Here is a 16566-nt window from a genome sequence, read left to right as displayed (position 1 = left end):
CTCACCTTACCTTAGGCTCGCCAATCGACGTGCCGAAAGAGCTGTTTCAATGTCCTTGCGGGTCACAGCAGTATCTCCGCGCATGAGTGCGCTCTTGGCAGCGGACTCCGCCGCCTTGACAAGGTCGGCATGGCTAAGCCCCTCGGTGAACGATACCAGCCCACCCAGCCTTACTCCCTTCACCAGGGAACCTAGACGCTTACGAATGACCGACTGCGCCTGCTGAGCGTCCGGCAAGGAGTAGGTGAGAACCGCATCGAACCGCCTGAACAACGCTCGGTCCAAAATGGAACGATGGTTGGTGGCTGCAATGACGATAGAATCGGAACCAGCGTCTTCCAGGAACATGAGGAAGGTATTGAGAATACGCCGAGCCTCTCCGACGTCATTACCTCCCCTATCTCCGCCAAGCGCGTCGAACTCATCAAAAAGGTAGACCGCGCGCTGGGAAGCGACGGTCTCAAAGATCGTCCGCAGTTTCGATGCCGTCTCCCCCATGAATTTGCTGAGGAGTCCGTCAAGACGAACTGTGCACATAGGCAGGGAAAGCTCGGAGGAGATCACAGATGCCGTCATGGTCTTGCCGGTACCGGGAGGACCTTCGAGTAGCAGTCGGTGCATGGGAGTAAATCCGTGCTCGGCCAGCACTGCTCGTTGCCTCTGCTCCTGGATAACCTGCACGACCTGCGCGGCAAGATCGGGGGCGATGACGAGGTCGCGCAGGGACACCTGAGGATAAGAGACCTCTATGAGGTCGGTGACGTCATTCTGGGAACGAGGCAGCCTTGTCACTTTGGCGAGCTGAGTCCGTCGGCTCCCTCTCGAGGACTCGACCGCCTTTTTAATATTGGCCGCAAGATGATGGTGACCTTGGCGGGCCTCGCGTGCCGCCGCCTGGAGGGCTACGGCATAGAAAGCCTCTTCGTCACCCGAGGCGTGGGTGCGCACAAGTGCGGTAACATGCGATCCCTGGCTTGCCATGGTGACCCCTCCTTCCTATCCATACGCAATGAAGGATACCATGCGGGTCGATGACGACAAAAACCACCTTAACGAGGCAGCACTCACGTACGCGACTCGGTCACTGAGGCCAGTATACAGGAACATTTTACCGAAGGCAATCGGGAGGAGCTTCGGGAAGCCTGGTCAACTCGACCTCACGCGGATGCGATAAGTTTTCCCAAATACTGCAGCACGAATAGAACAAGGTCTGGTTGTGGGGTTGTGTCTGGGGCGGGTCGAGGCCGGTAGGGGATGGTGTCTCCCTTGTATGTACGGCCCCGGAGCTTCTCAGAGATTGTGGCGGCCAACGTTCGTGGTGTCTTCCTTGTATGTATGGCCCCGGAGGTGGTCCTGTTCTCTTGAGTGTGGCTGCCTGGATATTGCCTGTGTTCTTCTTGACCTCGCCCCGGATATGTTAAGCCAGAGATCGGGTGCGTGGGCGTGCCTGACCAGGCGCCCGGCGGGGGCCCGGGCCGGTCCTCCCGGGGCATTTCTGGGGCCCCTCTGGACGTGTGCCAACCTGCGCCTGCCCAGATAACAACTACGTCACTCTCCCCCGGTGCCCCCAAGGGTCAGGCCTGCGAGGGCGTCGATAATGGTGGTACTGTCCTGGCCGGTTCAGGACCGCGGGGCTCCAACTCGACTGTCCTGGCCCGGGGAACCGATTATAGCCCCCTGGGATCTCCTCCCGCGGCCGGGGTGTGGTCTCGTCCTCCCGGCCAGGAGCAGCACCGCCCTCGACTTCACCCTCATGAGAACACACGGCGCGCTCCGTTTGTTCCCCACGAGGACCTTCCTCCCCTCATCGGTAACAGCGACCCGGCCGACAGCCCCTGACTCCCACGGGCAGAACAGCAGCACACCAGCACCACTCCCACCAGCGGCACCAATTAGGGATGCTCTATCCTCTACAATTAGAGTTTGTTCTATTCACACTATAGCGGTGCGGGGTGCTCCCTGACCCTTGAACGGCTCGCGGAAATCGAGACTCTTAAGATGTCTTAATGCACCTAGCGGTGCGGGGTGCTCCCTGACTGTTACTTTGTTCATTATTGCACTTGTCGCCTGCTTGGTCTTAATGCACCTAGCGGTGCGGGGTGCTCCCTGACTCTGTCGATTTAGGATCGTTTGGTCCGTTCAGGGTCTTAATGCACCTAGCGGTGCGGGGTGCTCCCTGACGGGGATGACAGCCCGCACGGCGGCCATGGCCCTAGCGTCTTAATGCACCTAGCGGTGCGGGGTGCTCCCTGACCCCCGCTCCTGGGAGCCGCGTGGTTGCAACGTTTCCAGGGGCTGGATCGCCACCGGCCCTGCGGGGCCCTTCCGGAGGTGGCCGGAACGGGTCCATTTCTACCACCTTTCGTTGGTATGACGCCACTCGCCACCGACGGCCCCGGGAGCGGATCCGGCGCCGGCTTTGGACGAGACCATGCGGAAAAGTGGCGGTCAAGAGGGGTGTCCCGCACCACATCGATGGTGACCAAGACCACAAGTCTGGCTGGCCTCAACCCCGCGAGCCCCCGCACGTGCGCCCCCTCCCTCACCAGATCCCCTCCGGTACAAGCCCCCGTCGTCGAGCGCGGGCGCCGTGCCGTAGATCCCCACCCGTCCCGTACAGGACACGTACAAAGCAGAGACAGGCCACGTCGTCGGACTCCATTACAGCGCGGACAGAATAGGATCGAGTGGTTTGTCCGGAGCAGGCCGGGCAGCAGGAAAAGATACCCCGCACACATGACCCGAAAACGGCCTCCCGGGTACTACCCCGTGTCGCCCTCTCGCTCCCACAAACAAAATCGTAGCACACGACCCCCACCCACACCAGCACAACCAGGAGACACCCTGTTCCCCACAATTAGATCGCGTTCCGTTCACGCTGTACGTGATCGTGTCCCTCCTGCGGGAGCCAGCCACGGACACCCGTTCTCACGGCGAACAAGTACCGTTCTCACGGCGAACAAGTACCGTTCTCACGAGCGGGGGGCGGGGCCACGTCGGCGGGGGCGCTCAGCCCTGCCCGTAGGGGTTAAGGCGCAGACGCATACCGCGCGGGTCCAGCACGAGGCCAGCACGCCCCAGGAGCTCGCCCACGCCCGCTTCCAGGGCGGGGACCCCATTGAGGCGCTCGACGACGCGGCGCGGCATGCGTCCGGTTCGCGCCGCGGCGGCACGCTCGGCCCCGGCGAGCACCGCAACCGCCCGCTCCAGCTCGTCGGCGTCCGCCGTGAAGGAGGTCAGCGTCCGCCAGTTCTCGACGGCGTAGAGAACGGGCCTCCCGTCAATGAGGACGACGCTCGCCCCGGACCGGCGGGCGGGCCGCTCGACCTTGCCAGGCACCCCGTCCGCCAGCCCGGGCGGAAGCGCGGCCTTGGGCCAGGGCAGGAGGCCCCCGGCAAGGCAGGCCGGGTCCCTGGCATCGAGGACGACGACGTCGGCCTCCGCGCGTCGCATTGCGCGCTCCCGCTCGGGGGAGCCCGGCGCGGCCTCCGCACCCGCACGTCTTGTTCGTACGAGAGCGGTGTCACCGTCTACCTCGTCCGAGGGTGTCGATCCTGACGCATCGGGGCTCTCAGCGGGGGCGGCGAGAGCGCGCAGTCGGTCCACGACGTCCGCGGCAGCGAGCTGGGCCGGGCCGAGACCCTCGACGAAGGGCCCGCGCAGCAGCGCCCCGACGTCCTCCATGCGCCGCAGCACGGGCGCCAGCGGCGTCAGCCCGCCTGGCAGCCCTGCGGCGAGGGCGACGTCGCGGCTCAGCACGCCGTACCGGTCCAGGAGGGAGTCGACCTCCGCCAGGGCCCGCTCCTCGTCGCCGACCTCGGGCATATCGAGGCGGAACCAGGCGGTCCGGGGCGCACCGAGGGCGCCCGCCCACCCGGCGGCCGGTGCGCCCGCGCCCGGTGTGCCCGGGACCGGTGTACCCGGGGTTGTCGCAGCCCACGGGCCCATCGCGATCCCCGAGGACGACGCGGCCCGTGCCAGTCCGGTCAGGCGTCCGCGCCTCCGCCTGCTGGAGACCCGACGCTGCCGTGCGGGAGCCGCGCCGGCTTGAAGGGCCGCGCGCACCGGCGCGAAGGTCGGGGCGGTGGCCAGACCCCGCAGGACCGCCTCAGGCAAGGGGCCCCGGCCGGTGCCAGCGACTCCGGCGCCCCCGGCACTGGTACTGGCGCTCCCGCTGCCAGCGCTGGCGCCCCCAGCACCGGCGTTGACGCCCCCGGCAGCACTTACGTTGCTAGCGCCCCCAGTACCGGCAGCCCAGGCACTGGCACCCGCAGCGTCCTCGTCGGTGAGGAGCGGGCCGATCACGGGGGCCAGCGGCGAGTCCGAGGGGTAGAAGGCGATGAGGCCGATCGACACGGCCCCGGCGCGCCCCGAGCCCGCCGTCGGCGAGGAGGCGCGCCCGGCACCCAGGGCTCTGTGAACTGGAGCACCACCCGGGGCTCCGCGGGCTGCAATATCGCCTGGGGCCCCGTGAGCTGGAGCACTACCTGGGGCTCTGCGGGCCGCAGCGCCACCGGCCCGTGCGGCGTCGGCTGCCCCGCTGCCAGCGCCCGCAGCGTCAGTGGAACCAGCCCGCTCCCCAGCCTCCTCAGGCACGATCCGCCACAGGACGTCCCCGTCGGCGAGGAGCTCGTCGAGCATGCCCGGCCGGTACCCGGGAACCCGGGCGGGCAGAACGTGCCCCTCCCAGGCAGCGGCCGGCAGGGGCACACCCTCCAGCGCGGCGAGGGTCTCGGCCAGGACGTCGAGCGGATCCCGGTCCTCAATACGATCCGCCCGCGCGCCAGCCAGCCCCGCCCGCTCCAACACGAGGCGCTGAAGGGCCTCACCGGGCACCGGCCGGACGGCCCGGCGGGCGGCGTCGAGCGAACGACGGCGCACACGGCGGAAGACGGTCGTCGCCATCCAGGTAGCGCGGGCCGGGTCCGCCGGGGCCACCTGGCCTTCAGAGGCCGCTGGGGCCGCCTGGCCCTCAAAGCCCGCCAGATCCGCCGGGGCCGCAGATACACCGCCGACGCGCAGGACCGCGTCCTGCGCCCGCAGCTCCTCCAGCGCGTCCTCCACGAGTCCCGCCCCCACCCCGAAGCGCTCGGCGAGCCCCGCCGCGGTGAACGTGGTGCGCGAGCGCGCGCAGCGCAGGACGAGCTCGGCCAGCGGGCCGCGAGCGCCCTCGGCGCGCCGGACCCCCGGAGCCGCACCGGCGTCCGGGGCCACGCTGCCGTCAGCACCGGCACCGGGAGGCACGCCACCGCTTGAGGCAACGTCGGTACCCGCGCCACCGCCCGGAGCCGCACCGGCACCCGCGCCGCCGCCAGCCCAGTCCGGGATCTCGACGCCGAGGACGCGGTGGAGGCAGACGGCGTCGGCCGCGCCCGCCCACAGCTCACGGCCCGCGATCCGCAGAGGTACCGCCCGACGTGCGGCCGCGAGCGAGTCGAGAAGCTCCTGCGCCGCACGGACCGCCTGTTCACCCGCCTGTTCACCCGCCCGTCCGGCGCCCGGCTCAACGGCACCGGAGGCGACCGCAGTGCCGCCGACCGACTCCGTCTCGGCGCCAACCGGGCCAGCAGCCTCGCAGCCAGCCCCGGCGTCGGCAGCGCTAGTCAGGCCAGCAGCCTCGTCACCTACGACCCCGGCCGCATTAACCCGTCCGCCCAAGCCCATCTCGGCGGCCCCGACGTCGGCGTCGGTGGCCCCGACAGCCCCGGCCACAGTCTCGTTGCCAACCCCAGTCCCGGCCCCGGCGTCGGCAGCGCCAGCCGGGCCAGCGGCCTTACTAACAGCCCCTGTCCCGCCGGCGACCCCGCCGACGGTCATGGCCCCGGCAGCCCCGGTCCCGGCGTCGGCAGCGCTGGCCGGGTCCGGGCCGTCGCCCCCGCCGTCGGGCCACGCCAGCCGCCGGGCCACCTCCGCGGCCGTCAGCGGCCCGAGCTCGCGCAGCAGGTCGGCAACACCCTCGGCGTCGGGGCGCGCCCGCCGCCCCGGGGCGAGCCGCTGGAGCTCGGCCTCGACCCGGGCCAGGACACCGGCGTCGAGAAGCTCGGCGACCCCGGCGTCGCCCACGAGAGCGGCAATCGTGTCCGGGTCCAGGGACAGCAGGCGGGCGCGGCGCTCGGCGTGCGGCAGGTCCTCCTGGTAGAGCAGGGCGGCCGTGTACCCGAACAGGAGCGGGTGGGCGAAGGGCGAGGGCGTCCGGGTCGTCACCTCGACCACGCGCACCGTCCCCGCGGCGATCCGCTCCATGAGGGAGGCCAGGGCGGGCAGGTCGTAGACGTCCTGGAGGCACTCGCGCGCCGCCTCCAGGGCGACGGGGAAGTCGCGGAACTGTCGGGAGGCCTCCAGGAGCTGCCCGGCCTTGACGCGCTGGAGCCACAGGGGCGCGCGGTGCCCCGGCGCGGCCCCTGGCATGAGCAGGGCGCGGGCGGCGCACTCGCGGAAGCGGGCGGCGAACAGGGCGGTCTCCTCGATCCGCGAGCGCACGAGCCGGGTCAGCTCGTCGGCGTCGAAGGTGACGAGCTCGGCGCCCGGGGCGGCGGTGGTCGCGGGCAGCTGGAGGACGATCCCGTCGTCGGCGACGACGACCTGCGGCTCAATGCTGAGGCCGCGCCGCACGCGCTCGCGGACGCCCATGGCCCAGGGCTCGTGGACGCGCCGCCCGAAGGGGCTGTGGAGGATGAGGCGCAGGCTGCCGCTCTCGTCCTCGCAGCGCTCCAGCACCAGGACGGTGTCGGAGGGGACGACGCCGGTGGCCGCCCGTTGCTCGCGCAGCAGGGCAATGAGGTTGGACCGGGCGCTGGCGTCCAGGCCAGCGGCGGCCAGGCGGCTCACGAGGTCAGGCGCCGCGGAGGGCCCGGTGACGACGGCGCCAGGATTGGCGGGCTGCGCGGAAGGCCCGGCGAGCGCACTAGGTCCAGCGGGCGCCGCGGAGGGCCCGGCACCGGCGTCGGGCCGCGCGAGGGGCCCTGCGGACGCCGCGCCAGGATTGGCGGGCTGCGCGGAGGGCCCGGTGACGACGGCGCTGACGGTACCGGCCCCCACGCCCTCGGTCAGCCCTGCGGCCTCGCGCAGGAAGGCGCCCTTGGCGGCCCCGGTGGCGGCGGGGCGGCCGGGCCCCTCGCCCCTCCAGAAGGGCAGGCGGGCGCTGCGGCCGGGGGCGGGGTCGACGACGACACGGTCGGCCCCGATCTCGCGCACCCGCCAGCTGGTGGTGCCCAGCGTAATAATGTCGCCGACGGCGGTCTCGTTGACCATCTCCTCGTCGAGCTCGCCCACGCGGCGCCGCCCGCCGTCCTGGGCGCCCTCGGGCAGGACGACGGGGAAGGCGCCGCGGTCGGGGATGGTGCCGGAGGCGGTGACGGCGGCCCGCTGGGCGCCGGGCCGGGCGGTGAGCGTGCCGGAGTCGCGGTCCCATGTCAGGCGCGGGGCGAGGTCGGCCAGGTCCGCGGAGGCGAAGCCGCCGCTGAGCAGCTCCAGGACGGAGTCGAAGGCGGCCCGCGGCAGCTCGGCGTAGGGGGCGGCGCGGCGGACGGTGGCGTACCAGGCGTCGGCGTTAAGGTCCTCGATGCTCGCGGCCGCGACGGTCTGCTGGGCGAGGACGTCCAGGGCATTGGTCACCAGCACGGTGCGCTCAATGGCGCTGGCGCGCATGCCCTCGGCGGCGACGACGGCGTCGATGAGCTGGGTGCGCTCGATCGGGTAGATGGTGCCGCGGGGCCGGCCGCCGACGCGGTGGTCGGCGCGGCCCACGCGCTGCAGGCCGCTGGCGACCGAGGGCGGGGGCGCGACCTGGAGGACAATGTCGATGGAGCCCATGTCAATACCGAGCTCGAGTGAGGCGGTGGCGACCACGCAGCGCAGCTCGCCCGCCTTGAGGGCGCGCTCGACGGCGAGGCGCTGCTCCTTGGAGACCGAGCCGTGGTGGGCCCGGGCAATGACCGGGACGCCCTCGGGCAGGGCCTGGGAGCGCATGGTCTCCCCCATCTCCCAGGACTCGTGGTGGAGGACGGGCCTGGGCGACGCAGGAGACCCGGAGGCGCGTGCCATCTCCCAGGACTCGTGGTGGCGGGCTGGCTCGGCCGGCGCAGCTGACGGGGCACAGGCGGGCTCGACGGAATCGGCACGCCCGGAATCGGCGTCGACGGCCGCGGCACGGGCAGGGCCGGAGGGCGCGCCCGTGAGCGCAGTCGGCTCGACGGTGATGTCGGCGGGCGTGGGTGCGCCGCCAGCGGGCGGGCCAGCCAATGGCTCCTCCCTGCCGGCTCCGCCGCTCCTGCCAAGATCCTCCCCGGCGGCGACGCGCATGGCCCAGGCCTCGTTGAGGTGGGCGGTCAGGCGCTCGCAGGCGCCGCGGGAGTTGACGAAGACGAGGGTGGTGCGGTGGGCGAGCACCTGGTCCAGGATCGCCTCCTCAATGTGGGGCCAGATGGACGCGGTCATCTGACCGGCGGTCCCACCGTTGCCGGAAGAGGAGGTGGTCCCGCCCGGTTTGGCTGGGTCGCCAGGACCGGCTGGCTCAATCCCGCCCGAGGGGCCAACCGGGCCAACCGGACCAGCAGAACCAGCCAAATCAATAGGACCAGCTGCCCCAGCGGCCATTGCCCGTCGCAGGGCGCGGTCCGAGCGCCAGGCCTGCGCGTCGTCGCCCCGCCCAGGGCGGCCGGCGCGCCCCCAACCTCCCCGGCCGGTACGCCCCCAACCTCCCCGGCCGGTACGCCCCCAACCTCCCCGGCCGGCGCGCCCCCGATCTCCCCAGCCGCCCCGGCCGCCCCGACCGAGGGGGCCGGCCAGGGCACGGTCCATGCGGGAGCGCCGGTCGGCGGTGGCGGGCACACGGGTCATGTCCGCCACGGGCACGACCACGCTCACCTCCGGCGTCGCGGGCTCGTCGTCGGCAATGACGGTGACGGGCCGGGCACCGCCGAGGAAGCGGGCGATCTCGGCGCGGGGGGCGACGGTCGCGGACAGCCCGATGCGCTGGGCGGGGCGCTTCAGGAGGTTATCGAGGCGCTCCAGGGACAGGGCCAGGTGGGTGCCGCGCTTGGCGCCGGCGAAGGAGTGGATCTCGTCGACGATGACGGTCTCCACGGTGCGCAGCGTGGCGCGCACGGCGCTGGTGAGCATGAGGTAGAGGGACTCCGGCGTCGTAATGAGGATGTCCGGCGGGCGGGTGGCCAGGCGGCGGCGCTCGGCGGCGGGGGTGTCCCCGGAGCGCACGCCCACGCTCACCGGGACGGCCGGGCTCCCGAGCTCCGCGGCGGCCGCGGTAATGCCGGCCAGGGGGCGGCGCAGGTTGCGCTCGACGTCGACCCCCAGCGCCTTGAGCGGGGAGACGTACAGGACGCGCACGCCGCGCCGGGACGCCCGCGCGCTCCGCGAACGCGCCTTGCCGACGCTCGCGGTCCTGGTCGGGCGGCCTGTGGGGCCGTGACCGTCCCGGGGTGCGTCGCGCTCCGAGGCGGCGTCCTGGACGAGCCGGTCGATGGCGGCGAGGAAGGCGGCCAGCGTCTTGCCCGACCCGGTGGGGGCGACGACGAGCGCGTTCTCGCCGCGGCGGATCGCCGCCCAGGCGCGCTGCTGGACCGGCGTCGGGCCGCCGGGGAAGGCGGAGGCGAACCAGGTCCGGGTCGCGGGGGCGAAGTCGTTCAGTGGCACGGCCCCAAGTATGGGCGCGCGGCGTCGGGCTCGGTGACCGGCCGCTACCTGGCCCGCCACCTGGCGCAGCGGGGCTAGCACGGGACTGGCACGCCTCTTTCCTGCGCCTGAGGCCTACCCACCTGGCTCACCCGCCCCGGGAGCTGCCATTCTCGACCACCTTCCCGGTTCTCCTACCGCCCTTAGTCGTCCTCCCGGCTACCTCATCTTGGACTATTTTCCCAGCTTACTCACCATTATCAATTACTTTATCCACTCTCTCATTGACTTCGGCCTTCTTATTAGCTTTTCCATCGTCCTCAACCATACTCCCAACTCTCCCGCCATCTGCGACTACCCTGTCAGCTCCCCTGACGCCCTCGCCGTCGCGCCCCGACGCCTCCTTGCGCGGCCGCCCCCGCCCACGCAGGGGCGCCGCGCGCACGCCCCGACCGGCGTCGGTAAGCGCGCGGCGCAGAATGACCTCGATCTGGGCGTTGACCGAGCGCAGCTCGTCCGCCGCCCACTTGGCCACGGCCGCGTGGACGGCGGGGTCCAGCCTGAGCAGGACCTGCTTGCGCTCCCTTCCCGCCACGGGTCCGTCTCAGGCGTAGAGGGAGCCGGTGTTGACCACGGGCTGGGTGCGCTGGTCGGAGCACAGCACGACCAGCAGGTTGGAGACCATCTGGGCCCGGCGCTCGTCGTCCATGGTGACGACGTCGCCGTCCTCCAGGCGCCTGAGGGCCTGGTCGACCATGGTGACGGCACCCTCGACGATCTGCTCGCGGGCGGCGATGACGGCACCGGCCTGCTGGCGCTGGAGCATGGCCTGGGCGATCTCGGGGGCGTAGGCGAGCGAGGAGATGCGGACCTCGACGATCTCCAGGCCGGCCAGCGCGACCCGGGCGGCGACCTCGGTGGCCAGCTCGGCGGAGACGACGTCGGTGCCCCCGCGCAGGGAGGTCTCGCCGGGGCCGGGCTCGTCGTAGGGGTGGGTGGTGGCCACGTGACGCAGCGCGGACTCGGCCTGCGCCTTAATGAACTCCTCGTAGGCCTCGACGGCGAAGACGGCGCGGGCGGTGTCGGCCACCTGCCACACGACGATGGCGGCGATATTGACGGGGTTGCCGTCCAGGTCGTTGACCTTGAGCTCGCTGGTCTCGAAGTTGTGGACCTTGACCGAGACCTTCTTGCCGGTGGTCAGCGGCGGGACGAGCACGAGCCCGGTACGCCGCACGGTGCCGATGTACTGGCCGAAGAACTGGCGGACGCTGGTCTGGCCGGGGACGACGATGACGAGGGAGGTGACCAGCAGCAGGGTCGTGAGCACGAACCCCACGGACCCGCCGATAATCAGGGGCACCCCCACGGGCCTGCCCGCGTCGGCGGCGACGGCGCCGCTGACGAACAGGACGACCGCCCCCGCCATGAGCGCCAGCAGGAGGACGAGGGTGATGAAGGCGGCCGCGGGGCCGGCGGTGCGGGCGGGCCGCTCCGCGATGTCGACGCGGCCGGAGGGGTGCGCGAGGGCGTCGGGCGCCCGCCCCGGGGCCTCAGGGCCGGTGGGAGCGGCAGGGGTGGTGGGAGCAGTGGACATGAGAACCTCCTTGGCTAGCAAAATGATATCTATTTTTTAGCCCGGCGCAACCCCTGCGGCGGGGCCCCGGCCGCCGACCTGGAGCCCCTGGAGCGCACCAATCTGCTGTTCTTGCGGCACGTGGGGGCTATCCCACGGGGTGGGACAGCCAGTGCAGGGCGAACGGCCCTTCTCACGGCCACCAACGGGGTCCGGTGAGGATCCAGCGCCCCACAGACTCGCGAGGTCTCACCCGGCCCAGGGCCCGCCTGGGCCTCCAGCCACTGGTCCGACGCCGCGCCCAGGCCGCCACACCCGGGCCATCCTGCCCGGCCCAAGACCCCGCCTGAGGGGTTTTGGGGTGCGGGGTGTCTCGGTGCGGCCGCCACACCCGGGCTATCACGCCTGGGCCAGGGCCTGCCAGATCAGCCAGGCGGCGCCCGCGGTCGCGGCGGCGTCGGCCAGGAACCAGGTGAACAGCCAGAAGCCCGCGGGCAGTGGGGTCAGGGAGGCCAGGGTCCCGTGGTCCTGGTTCGGGTCCCCGGAGGCGGCGACGTCGCGCAGGGAGTCCCAGGCACCCAGCAGCAGGACCAGGCCGAGCCCGGCCACGGCGGCGTCGCGCCAGGTGGCGCCCCACCACCACAGGGCGAGCGCGGCCAGGCCGGAGAGGAGCACCAGGAAGCCGGTGAGCAGCGAGCGGGACATGACCAGCAGGCCGAGCAGGACCACGATAGCCACGCCGAGCACCGCACCGCCCCAGCCGGCCAGGGCGGCCGCGACCAGGCCCAGGCCCAGCAGGGCGGGGGCGGGGTAGCCGGCCCAGGAGGTCAGGGCTCGGCCCGGGCCGGTGGGCTTGCCGCTGGTCACGGCGTGTCCGCCCAGGTCACGCCCCACCACGAAGCCGTGGAAGCGCCGGCCCACGAGGATGCCGACGCCCGCGTGTCCGGCCTCGTGGACGATCGTGGTCAGGGTGCGGCCCCAGCGACGCAGGGTCGGCAGGGCCAGGACGGCGGCCAGGATCACCAGGGCGGGCCACAGGCCGTGGGGGTCGGGGGAGGCCGGGGCGAGGCGGGACACTGCCTCGTCCCACAGGTGGGACCAGTCGGGGCTGGCGGGGAGCGCTACGGGAAGCGTTGCGGCAGGCATCGTCATACGCCGAGTCTGCCAGGGGAGCCTGTGGGAGCGCTGGAACCGGGCCGCTCAGGCCGCAGATGACGTGGGCCTCCCCGGTCACCCATGGGGCGCCTGCCTCACGCCGGCACTGGCGGCAGTGGCGGGGCCAGCGCGCCCTGGTGCCCCGGTAAAGACGTGCTCCCTGGGACCGAGTCCCCGGCACTATGACGATGGCGGGGGCCTGGGGGTGCTGCTGGTAGTAGTCAGTAGTAGTCCACGGGGATGGGCTCGAGATCGGACAGGTCGAGGTCCTCATCCTCCTCGTCGGTCTCCTCCGTGGGGTGGATGGCGTCGTAGATCCTGAAATGGATGTCGAATCCTTCATCACCGGGATGGGAGTGGACAATCTTCGCTGAGCCGTCCCTCTTGCTCACGAGCACACCCATCGGCATACCGAACGGTGCCATGCGGCCAGGACCCGTCCAACGGTAGGGGAAGTCGTACCAGTCATCGTCCTCCAGGACATTGTCCCCGATCTCGGTGTTCTCCGACCGGAATCTGGTGCGGACAATACGAACTGCCTCCTCGCGCGTGATCACGACTTCCTCCGCTCAGGCTCAGGAATCGACACGACGTCGACGACGGGCTCGTCACGCTTGTCGGGACGTCTCACCGAGAAGACGATACGACCCTTCGGCGCGGCCCCGTAGGGGAGGGCGAGCGAGAAGATGGTGGCGGTATCGGCGGCGGGCATTGAGCCGGGGCAGGAGCCCGGGCGAGCGCTCCTGCCCCGGCCTCGTGTCCGCGGCGAACGTCAGCAGCATCGCGCCCCTCCTGCCAGCAATGGGGTCCATCAGCCCTCCGTGAACCGTCCCGGCTTGAGGCCGAGCACGCGCGCGTTCTCGGTGACGGTGCGGACGGTGTCCCGGTCGAACCCCCCGCGGCGGGTCGCGTCAATGCTCACGGCGATCTCGAGGCTGTCCGCCCCGCGCTGGAGGTGCACGAGGATCTCCTCGGCCAGGGCGGTGAGCTGGGCGGCGACGTCGCCGGTCGGGTCCAGCTCGGCGGCGCCCCTGAACCGGGTGCCGTCCGCGCTGGCCCGCCCCGGTCCCGGGCGGGCGGACCGGCCCCCAGGACCGGGGCGCGGGGTGCGGGGCCCCTCCGCGTCAGCGGACGCCGCCGGGTCCCGGCCGGTCTGCTCCTGGGGACGCGCCCGCTCGGCCTCCTCCCGCCTGCGCTGGGCGCGGGCCAGGGCGGGGGAGACCAGGACCGTCTGCCCGGTGACCTGCGGGGTCTCGTCCTCCAGGGGGATGCGCAGGTCCGTGAAGTCGCCGCGCTCAGGGTCGTACCCGCCGGCCAGGGCGAACCCGAGCCCGGTGGTCTCCCAGCCTATGTCGTCCATGACGCTCGACACCGCGGCGAGGAAGACCCTCTCGTCACGCAGGCGGGGCATGTAGGGGTAGCGGGTGAAGATGCTCCACAGCTCGGCGGCGGTGATCCTCCCCTCGTTCCACCTCGCCCGCAGGTTGGGGCCGTTGAGCTGGAGGGCGACGGTCGTGGCCGTGGCCGAGGTGAGGACGACGTCCTCCTTACCGAGCCTGGTCCCGGCGCGCACGGCCGCACGCGGCTCGGAGCCGTCCACGCGCGTCCCCTCAATGGTGAAGGGGCGGGAGCCGTCGGGCTGGACGGGGTAGAGGGCCCAGAGCCACGCGGCGGAGACGGCCCGCTCCGCGGCGGCACGCGCCTCGTCCGCCTTGCCGCGGGCCTGCGCCGCCTGGCTCTGGGTGAGGTCGTGCGCGCGCACGGAGTCGGGGCCGGCCATCTCCGACCACGCCAGGTAGAGGCGCAGGGCGTGGTCGGCGTCGTTCCAGCGCTCCTTGTCCGGGGCGAGCAGGACGAGGGCGTTCGTGTTCACCCTGGGGGCGGAGGCCCGCCGACCGAGGAGCTCGCTGGCGAACTCCGTGCCGGGGCCGGTCAGGGCGGTCGCCCTCCCGCCGACCGTGTGCCGCGGGTGGAGGAGGACGAGCCTGGTGCTGGGCGAGTCGGGCACGTCCCCGGTGGAGGTGGGGGCGACGTCCACGGCGCTGAACTCCGGGGCGGTCCCGGCCAGGCCCCGGAGCACCTCGACCCCGGCCTGGGCGACGTCCTCCGCCTCGAGGGCGTCGGCGCGGTCAATGACCATGCGGTTGATCGACGGTTGCCGGTCGTACCAGCTGCGGCTCCCCTCGGTGTAGACGTAGGTCGCCCGGTCGGTGAGGAGCTGGAGCGAGGAGCCGAAGTTCCCCAGCGTGTCACCCGGCATGGCCACGCCGAGGAAGAGCTGCTCCCGCTCGATCCCCTTGTGGGCGGAGTCGAGCGTGGCCGCCGAGCCGAGGAACAGCGCCCGGGCGATACGGCGGGTCAGGGCCCGCTTGCCGAAGAGCGGGCGGTCGCGGTCGATCTGCAGCGGCGTGGCCCTCTCCCCGTCGACGTCCTTCTCGATAATGGTGCGCCAGGCGTCGTCCAGGTAGCTGGCGATCTCGTCGCGGACCGCGGCGTCGTCGAGGGGCACGGAGCCGGGCATAATGAGCGGGGAGTCGTCGCCGGCCCGGACCAGGGAGTGGACGACGGCGCTCATGAGGCGCAGGACGCCGCGGGTGCGCTGGAAGCGCTCCAGGGAGGACCAGTCCCCGTAGAGCCTGTCGAAGAGCTCGGGGTGGATCGGGTAGGCGGCACGCAGGCGCCTCTCGTAGTCGATCTCGAAGGTCTCCCGGGGCAGCTCGCCGCGCTGGTGCCTGTAGTAGGTCATAAAGTGCTTGACGGTGGCGTCGCGCCTGCGGGTGGCCTCGGCGTCGAGGTCCGCGAAGAGCCGGCGGCGGACGATCTCGAAGCTCTCCCCGGAGGTGGCCGGGCTCCAGTTGTGGGCAACACGGGCGACGACGTGCTGGAGGCGCTGGAGCGCCTCGCGCCCGCCCTCCCCGCCGATCTCCAGCTCGGAGGCCCGGGTCATAGTGCCATCGCGGACGTCGGAGGCGGGGATGGACACCAGCAGGAGGGCCCCGGGCGTCCCCTGGACGGCGGCGGTGAGCTCCTGGGCGAAGGTGAACTGGGTGTCGAAGCTCCCCCCGACGAGGTCGTCACGCCGGTACAGGCCCCGCGCGTAGGCGACCCACTCGTCAATGAGGACGAGGACGGGGGCGTAACGGGCCAGGAGGGTCCGCAGGGCGCGACCCGGGTTGGTGCCGGTGCGGTCGGCCTGGGCGAGGGTCTCGTACGCCTCGGCGCCGCCGAGCTGCCAGGCGAGCTCGCCCCACAGGGTGCTGACGACCGTCCCGTCGGGCTTGGTGGAGGGCTGGCCGGGGGAGATCTCGCTGCCGACCACGGCGACCCGGTTGACGTGGTCGGGCAGCGGGTAGTCCTTAAGGAGGTCCTGCACCTCCTGTGGGAGCTCCCTCAGCGGTGTGCCGCCCGCCAGGTGCCAGGCGGCGAGCATGGAGTGGGTCTTGCCGCCCCCGAAGGTCGTCTGCAGGTTAATGACCGCCTGGGCGTTGCGGTCCCCGCCCAGGCGCCTGGCGCTCATCCGCAGGAGGGTCTTGAGGCCCTCGGTGAGGTAGGTGCGCTCGTAGAAGCGGGTCGGGGACACGTACTCCTCAGCGCCCTCGCCCTGGGCGACCTGGTGGAGGTCGGCGGCGAACTCGGCCTGCCCGAAGTCCCCGGACACGATGTCGCTGTGGGGGCGGACCACCTCGCGCCAGGGGGCGAGCCCGTCCTCCCCGAGGCCGGGCATGGCGACGGCGGCGGCGCGCGTGTCACGGCGCGCGGCCGCCTCGTAGGTGCTGCGCTGGACGTCGAGGCGCAGCTGGCGGACGCGGGCGGCGGCCTGTGGGGCGCTGACGGCCTTGAGGAGTCGTTCGGCGGTGTCCAGGGCGCGGTAGGCGTCGTCGGCGCTGAACTGGGTGGAGTGCGCCCAGGTGTTGCGGACCTCGCGCAGCTCCCCGGCCAGGTTCTGCTCGCCGCGGGAGAGGATCCCGCTGAAGAGGAAGCCGAGGCCGCCGACGCGCTCGGTAATGATCCGCAGCTGGCACTGCAGGTCACCCGCGCTGTACCGCCTGCCGGAGGGGTAGCCGTCCTTGGCCTCCAGGAGCTCCGGCCACGTCGTGTTCGCCGGGATCCGGCCCTGGAGGACCTGGGTGATCCAGGGGCCGAGCACCTTGGCCAGGATCACAATGGCCTCGCCGACGCGGGCGTGGTTGGAGGGCGCGGGCATG

At 72.0% G+C, this 16566-nt stretch carries 8 protein-coding genes; all 8 read right to left on the bottom strand.

Annotated elements, in window-relative coordinates; translation table 11 throughout:
• Positions 1–6: 6 nt before the first annotated feature.
• The 8 genes from C3V41_RS09975 to C3V41_RS09940 all read right to left on the bottom strand — a co-directional run bounded on the left by C3V41_RS09975 (position 7) and on the right by C3V41_RS09940 (position 16565).
• Complete coding sequence (locus C3V41_RS09975; RefSeq protein WP_106110123.1) at positions 7–981, bottom strand: AAA family ATPase; 975 nt, start codon at positions 979–981, stop codon at positions 7–9.
• A gap of 2028 nt (positions 982–3009) precedes the next feature.
• Positions 3010–9651, bottom strand: a complete 6642-nt coding sequence (locus tag C3V41_RS13915; RefSeq protein ID WP_254423568.1) for a DEAD/DEAH box helicase — start codon at positions 9649–9651, stop codon at positions 3010–3012.
• Between the two features lie 226 nt (positions 9652–9877).
• A complete protein-coding gene (locus tag C3V41_RS09960; RefSeq protein WP_106110122.1) occupies positions 9878–10225 on the bottom strand; it encodes a hypothetical protein in 348 nt (115 codons plus the stop codon).
• Positions 10226–10234: 9 nt separating this feature from the next.
• The gene (locus C3V41_RS09955) at positions 10235–11227 is read right to left on the bottom strand and encodes an SPFH domain-containing protein (protein ID WP_106110121.1); all 993 of its coding nucleotides are present in this window, start codon (positions 11225–11227) and stop codon (positions 10235–10237) included.
• 378 nt (positions 11228–11605) lie between these two features.
• Positions 11606–12352, bottom strand: a complete 747-nt coding sequence (locus C3V41_RS09950) for a M50 family metallopeptidase (RefSeq protein WP_106110120.1) — start codon at positions 12350–12352, stop codon at positions 11606–11608.
• A 230-nt stretch (positions 12353–12582) separates the two neighbouring features.
• Entirely contained in the window at positions 12583–12918 is a 336-nt protein-coding gene (locus tag C3V41_RS09945) for a hypothetical protein (RefSeq protein ID WP_106110119.1), read from the bottom strand.
• On the bottom strand, positions 12915–13073 hold the full coding sequence (locus C3V41_RS13205) for a hypothetical protein (protein WP_165271633.1): 159 nt from the start codon (positions 13071–13073) through the stop codon (positions 12915–12917). Before C3V41_RS13205 ends, C3V41_RS09945 begins: the two co-directional genes overlap by 4 nt.
• A gap of 99 nt (positions 13074–13172) precedes the next feature.
• Positions 13173–16565, bottom strand: coding sequence for a DUF499 domain-containing protein (locus tag C3V41_RS09940; RefSeq protein ID WP_106110118.1), 3393 nt, complete (start codon positions 16563–16565; stop codon positions 13173–13175).
• Position 16566: the final 1 nt, after the last annotated feature.

The organism is Actinomyces sp. oral taxon 897 (genome assembly GCF_002999235.1).
Lineage (GTDB): Bacteria > Actinomycetota > Actinomycetes > Actinomycetales > Actinomycetaceae > Actinomyces.
The sequence above is the reverse complement of the archived record's forward strand: the minus strand, read 5'-3'. Positions and strand labels throughout refer to the sequence as shown.